The 5768-nt window shown below is 61.2% G+C and carries 6 protein-coding genes; 3 read left to right on the forward strand and 3 right to left on the reverse strand.

Features of this window, described 5'->3' with window-relative positions; genetic code table 11:
• The 3 genes from DBR24_RS33810 to rluD all read right to left on the reverse strand — a co-directional run.
• Positions 1-904 (reverse strand): Clp protease N-terminal domain-containing protein (locus tag DBR24_RS33810; protein WP_371921356.1); only part of this gene is annotated, 904 nt, incomplete at its 3' end.
• A 131-nt stretch (positions 905-1035) separates the two neighbouring features.
• Entirely contained in the window at positions 1036-1758 is a 723-nt protein-coding gene (gene pgeF, locus DBR24_RS25885; protein WP_123464048.1) for a peptidoglycan editing factor PgeF, read from the reverse strand.
• A complete protein-coding gene (rluD, locus tag DBR24_RS25890) occupies positions 1755-2717 on the reverse strand; it encodes a 23S rRNA pseudouridine(1911/1915/1917) synthase RluD (RefSeq protein ID WP_123464046.1) in 963 nt (320 codons plus the stop codon). Before rluD ends, pgeF begins: the two co-directional genes overlap by 4 nt.
• A gap of 151 nt (positions 2718-2868) precedes the next feature.
• Between rluD and DBR24_RS25895 the strand changes: the two genes are divergently transcribed.
• The 3 genes from DBR24_RS25895 to DBR24_RS25905 form a co-directional block, all read left to right on the forward strand.
• Complete coding sequence (locus DBR24_RS25895) at positions 2869-3885, forward strand: outer membrane protein assembly factor BamD (RefSeq protein ID WP_128616133.1); 1017 nt, start codon at positions 2869-2871, stop codon at positions 3883-3885.
• Between the two features lie 127 nt (positions 3886-4012).
• On the forward strand, positions 4013-4255 hold the full coding sequence (locus DBR24_RS25900; RefSeq protein WP_128616134.1) for a PP0621 family protein: 243 nt from the start codon (positions 4013-4015) through the stop codon (positions 4253-4255).
• Positions 4245-5768: PAS domain-containing sensor histidine kinase (locus DBR24_RS25905; RefSeq protein WP_128616135.1), on the forward strand; the 1524-nt coding region annotated here is incomplete at its 3' end. The genes DBR24_RS25900 and DBR24_RS25905, both read left to right, overlap by 11 nt.

Here is a 5768-nt window from a genome sequence, read left to right on the forward strand (position 1 = left end):
CAGGTTTGAGCATATTGCCGGCATCCATCGAGCCTTCGCCTTTGCCGGCGCCGACCATGGTGTGCAGTTCGTCGATAAACAGAATGATCTGCCCTTCCTGTTTCGACAGCTCGTTGAGCAGCGATTTCAGGCGTTCTTCGAACTCCCCGCGATACTTGGCGCCGGCAATCAGCGCGCCCATGTCCAGCGACAACAGACGCTTGCCCTTGAGGCCGTCCGGCACTTCGCCGTTGATGATGCGCTGGGCCAGACCCTCGGCAATCGCGGTTTTACCTACGCCAGGCTCGCCGATCAACACCGGGTTGTTCTTGGTCCGGCGTTGCAGAACCTGAATGGTGCGACGGATTTCGTCGTCACGGCCGATCACCGGGTCGAGCTTGCCCTCTTCGGCGCGCTTGGTCAGGTCGACGGTGTACTTGTCCAGCGCCTGGCGCGACTCTTCGTGGTTCGCGTCATTGACCGCTTCACCGCCACGCAGGTTGTTGATCGCGTTTTCCAGGGCTTTCTTGCTCACGCCCTGGCCGAGCAGCAACTTGCCGAGCTTGCTGTTCTCGTCCATCGCCGCGAGCAGCACCAGCTCACTGGAAATGAACTGGTCGCCCTTCTGCTGAGCCAGGCGATCAGCCTGATTGAGCAGGCGCGCCAGATCCTGCGACATGTTGACGTCGCCGGTCGGGTTCTGGATTTTCGGTAATTGGTCGAGCTCTTTGGTCAGTTCTTTGCGCAGGCTGTTAACGTCGAAGCCCACTTGCATCAGCAGCGGCTTGATCGAACCGCCCTGCTGTTCAAGCATGGCCTGCATCAAGTGCGCCGGCTCGATGGCCGGATGATCGTGGCCTACGGCCAGGGATTGGGCGTCGGACAACGCCAACTGTAATTTGCTGGTTAAACGGTCTATACGCATGGGGTCACCTTCCTTTTGAGCAGGCCGGACCTAAAAACCATCCTGAATAAAGAAACCTGCCAGATAGCACTGTAGATGCGGTCGATTCTGGAAGATTCAAGCGTCAGAGAGTTGATACAGATCAGACAAGTCTAGCGGGTGAGCCAGATCAGGGAGGCGAAGCGCCCCGTGCGCGACGCACGACGGTAGGAGAAGAAGCGTGGATCGGTCACGGTGCAGAAATCGCCGCCATAAACCGCAGTGACACCCCGTTCAGCCAGACGCAGCCGCGCCAGCAGGTAGATGTCGGCCATGAACTTGCCAGCATTGTGGCTCGGTACGAAGGCTGATGCCGCTTCGGGCAGTTGATTGATGAAAACTTCCCGCACTTCCGGGCCGACTTCAAACGCTTTCGGGCCGATGGCCGGACCGAGCCAGACCAGCACGTCCGCCGGAGCGGTGTCGAGTTGATCGAGAGTGGCTTCGAGCACGCCCGCCGCCAACCCGCGCCAACCGGCATGAGCCGCCGCGACACGAGTGCCGGCACGGTTGCAGAACAATGCCGGCAGGCAATCCGCGGTCATCGCCGTACAGGCAATGCCGGGGGTCTGCGTCCAACTGGCGTCAGCCGTTGCCACTACGTCTGGATCAGCATGAGCCACGACAATTCCGTGCACTTGCTGCAACCAGGCCGGCTTTATAGAGAAGCGCTCGGTCAGACGCCGACGATTCTCGGCAACAGCCTCTGGGCGATCATCGACATGATCGCCCAGATTGAGGCTGTCGAACGGCGCCTCGCTGACACCGCCCTCGCGGGTGGTGACACAGGCCATGACGCTGGCCGGCGCAGGCCAGTCCGGCGTCAGCCAGTTCATCCGACGAATGCCTCGCGATCCTGCTTGAGCAGGGTCAGCAGCCAGACGAAGTCTTCCGGCAGCGGCGATTCCCAGCTCATGCGTTCACCGGTGGTCGGATGATCGAGTTCGAGAAAGCGCGCATGCAGCGCCTGACGCGGGAAGTGCTTGAGCGACTCGACCATGGTCGGGTTCGCCGCCGGCGGGATGCGGAAACGACCGCCGTACGCCGGGTCGCCGACCAACGGGAAGTTGATGTGCGACATGTGCACGCGGATCTGGTGGGTCCGGCCGGTTTCCAGTTTTACCCGCACATGGGTGTGGGAACGGAAACGCTCCAGCACGCGATAGTGGCTGACGGCCGGCTTGCCGCCTTCCATCACTGCCATGCGCTGGCGCTGCTGGCCGTGGCGACCGATCGGTGCATTGATCTTGCCACCCGCCGTCACCACGCCGATCACGATGCACTCGTAAATGCGGCTGACGCTGCGGCTCTGCAATTGTGCAACCAGCTTTGTCTGCGCCTGAATGGTCTTGGCCACCACCATCAGACCGGTGGTGTCCTTGTCCAGACGATGCACGATACCGGCGCGCGGGACATTGATGATGTCCGGCACGTGGTGCAGCAAGGCATTGAGCAAGGTGCCATCGGCGTGACCGGCAGCCGGGTGCACCACCAGGCCCGCAGGCTTGTTGATCACCAGAATGTCGTCGTCTTCATAGACGATGTCGAGCTCGATGTCCTGGGCGATCCACTCGCCCTGGGCTTCCTGCTCGGCAGTCAGTTCAAGGATGGCACCGCCATGCACGATGTCGCGTGGGCGGATGACCGCCCCGTCCACAGTCAGGCGACCTTCTTTGATCCAGGCGGAAAGGCGCGAGCGTGAGTGCTCAGCGAAGAGTTGGGCGGCGACTTGATCGAGGCGTTGGCCGCCCAATTCGGACGGCACCTCTGCGCGAAGTTCAATTTTATCGGACATGCTCTGACTGGGCGTCGGCACAGCCTTTGGTTTCGGCTGCGCGCTTGTGGTTAAATACGGCGTCTTTTGCCCCGAGGCTTTTCAACGGGGCGCTCATCATAACAGGACGGCCCCGCCCAAGACAGCGGCCGTCATAGGGACGCAAGCCGCCATGCAAGTGAAACACCTGCTGCTGATCGCCATCCTCGCATTGACCGCTGCTTGCTCATCGAAGGAAGTCGTCGACGAAAACCTGAGCGAAGCCGAGCTGTATCAGCAGGCTCAGACCGACCTGGACAATAATAGCTACACCAGCGCCACAGCCAAGCTGAAGGCTCTGGAGTCGCGCTATCCGTTCGGTCGCTACGCCGACCAGGCACAGCTTGAACTGATCTATGCCAACTATAAAAACTCCGAGCCGGAAGCTGCCAAGTCCGCCGCCGAGCGTTTTATCCGTTTGCACCCCCAGCACCCGAACGTGGACTACGCCTACTACCTCAAGGGCCTGACCTCGTTCGACCAGGACGTCGGCCTGCTGGCGCGCTTCCTGCCGCTGGACATGACCAAGCGTGACCCGGGCGCCGCTCGCGACTCGTACAACGAGTTCGCCCAGTTGACCAGCCGCTACCCGAACAGCCGCTACGCGCCGGACGCCAAGCAGCGCATGATCTACCTGCGCAACCTGCTGGCTGCCTACGAAATCCACGTGGCTGACTACTACCTGACCCGTCAGGCTTATGTAGCCGCTGCCAACCGTGGCCGTTACGTGGTGGAAAACTTCCAGGAAACCCCATCGGTCGGCGACGGCCTGGCAGTGATGACTGAGGCCTATCAGCGTCTGCACCTGGACGACCTGGCCGCTAGCAGCCTGGAAACCCTGAAGCTCAACTACCCGAACCACCCGAGCCTGCAAGATGGTCAGTTCGTGCCATCGGTGGCCGAAGCCGACAACCGCTCGTTCCTGAGCAAGGCCACTCTGGGTCTGATCGAGTCGCGTCCACCGCTGCCGCCGGGAGAAACCCGCGCCAATCAGGACGTGCAGAAACAGTTCCAGGACGCGAAAGACGCGATCCCGAACGAGCTCAAGCCGAAAGACGAAAACGGCGACGTGATCGAAGAGCCAGCGCCGGAATCCAGCAGTTCCGACCGTTCGTGGTTCAGCTACATGACGTTCGGCCTGTTCGACTGAATACAGCCGATGCACAGAAAAAGGGAGATCTTCGGATCTCCCTTTTTCATGGGCGCGCTTGAATAGACTGTGCGCGTCTCGGGTCCTTGGCTAAACTGCCGGATCATCAGTCGAAAAGCCGCTCATCATGCTTCGTTTATTGTTCTGGATTGCCGTGATTTTCGCCGCGTTCTGGTTGTGGCGTAAGTTCAAGGCACCCGCCGCGTCCAATCCATCCCGTCGCGATCCTCGCGAACAAGACGCCGCACCGATGGTGCGCTGCGCCCACTGCGGCGTTCACCTGCCGCGCGACCGTGCGCTGAGCCTTCAACAACAGTGGTATTGCAGCCAGGCTCACCTCGAGCAAGGCCCGGGCTCCAGTGATCGCTGAGGCCGCCAGCGCCCACAGCAAACAGGCGCAGCGCCTGCTGCGCCTCTACCATCTCTACCGTTTAAGCGTCGGCATCACCCTGGTGCTGTTGATCTCCAGCAACATGGACAACCGCCTGCTGACCTCGGCCAACGACGATCTACTGCGCGGCGGCAGCTGGCTGTATCTGGTGCTCAACATTCTGTTGGTGGTGTTCTTTGAAAACACCCGGCGCCCGACTCAGCTGTTCACGCTGGCACTGGTCGACGTGCTGTTGTTGTGCACTTTGTTCTACGCGGCCGGCGGCGTGGTCAGTGCCTTGGGCAATCTGCTGATCGTTTCGATCGCGATCAGCAATACCTTGCTGCGGCGGCGTATCGGCCTGCTGATCGCCGCCATTGGCGCGCTCGGCATTGTCGGCCTGAGTTTCCTGCTCAGCTTCAGCCATCCCCTGAGCGCCAATGAATACCTGCAGGCCGGCACCCTCGGTGCGCTGTGTTTCGCCGCCTCACTGCTGGTGCAAGGATTGATCAGGCGTCTGGAGGTCAGTGAAACCCTGGCCGAACGCCGCGCCAGCGAAGTGGTCGGCCTCGAAGCACTCAATGCGCTGATCCTGCAACGCATGCGCACCGGCATTCTGGTGCTCGACGGAGCGCGCCGGGTGCAACTGGCCAACCACAGCGCGCAGATCCTGCTCGCGCAATCCCATCTTCAAGGGCATCTGATCGACGACTATTCGCCGGCACTGGTCGATCGCCTGCAATTGTGGATGAACAACCCGACCCTGCGCCCGCAAAGCCTGAAAATCCCCGGCAACGGCCTCGAACTGCAAGCCAGCTTCATCGCCCTGGACCAGAGCCCGAACCCACAGACCCTGGTGTTTCTCGAAGACCTCGCGCAAATCGCCCAGCAGGCCCAGCAACTGAAACTGGCCGCCCTCGGCCGCCTGACCGCCGGCATCTCCCACGAAATCCGCAATCCGCTGGGCGCCATCAGTCATGCCGCGCAGCTATTGGGGGAATCCGAGGAACTCGATGGTGCAGATCGCCGTCTGACGCAGATTATTCAAGACCACTCCCAGCGCATGAACCGAGTCATCGAAAACGTCCTGCAACTGTCCCGCCGCCAGCAGAGTGCACCGCAACGCCTGGATCTCAAGCCGTGGCTGGAAAACTTCGTTGCCGAAAGCCGCGAGCAGGCCACTGAGCGTCAGCAGATTCACTTACGGATCAATTCGGGGGACTTCACCACCCTGATGGACCCCAACCAGCTCACGCAAATTCTCGACAATCTGTTGCGCAACGGCTGGCGCCACAGCGCCCTGCTGCACGAACAGGCCGAGGTCTGGCTGGCCCTGTTCGTCGACCCCGACAGCCAGCTGGCGGTGCTCGAAGTACGGGACAACGGCCCCGGCGTCGCGCTCGATCAACAGGCACATCTGTTCGAACCGTTCTTCACCACCAGTAGCCAGGGCACCGGACTTGGGCTTTATCTGTCCCGTGAGCTGTGCGAAAGCAATCAAGCGCGCCTAGAC

The organism is Pseudomonas sp. HMWF006, assembly GCF_003061205.1.
In the GTDB taxonomy this organism is placed as follows: Bacteria; Pseudomonadota; Gammaproteobacteria; order Pseudomonadales; family Pseudomonadaceae; genus Aquipseudomonas; species Aquipseudomonas monsensis.

What these genes read in the sequence shown, in the direction of transcription:
- pgeF (WP_123464048.1), bottom strand. Translation starts at nt 1,758, where the DNA reads ATGAACTGGCTGACGCCGGACTGGCCTGCGCCGGCCAGCGTCATGGCC.
- rluD (WP_123464046.1), bottom strand. Translation starts at nt 2,717, where the DNA reads ATGTCCGATAAAATTGAACTTCGCGCAGAGGTGCCGTCCGAATTGGGC.
- DBR24_RS25895 (WP_128616133.1), top strand. Translation starts at nt 2,869, where the DNA reads ATGCAAGTGAAACACCTGCTGCTGATCGCCATCCTCGCATTGACCGCT.
- DBR24_RS25900 (WP_128616134.1), top strand. Translation starts at nt 4,013, where the DNA reads ATGCTTCGTTTATTGTTCTGGATTGCCGTGATTTTCGCCGCGTTCTGG.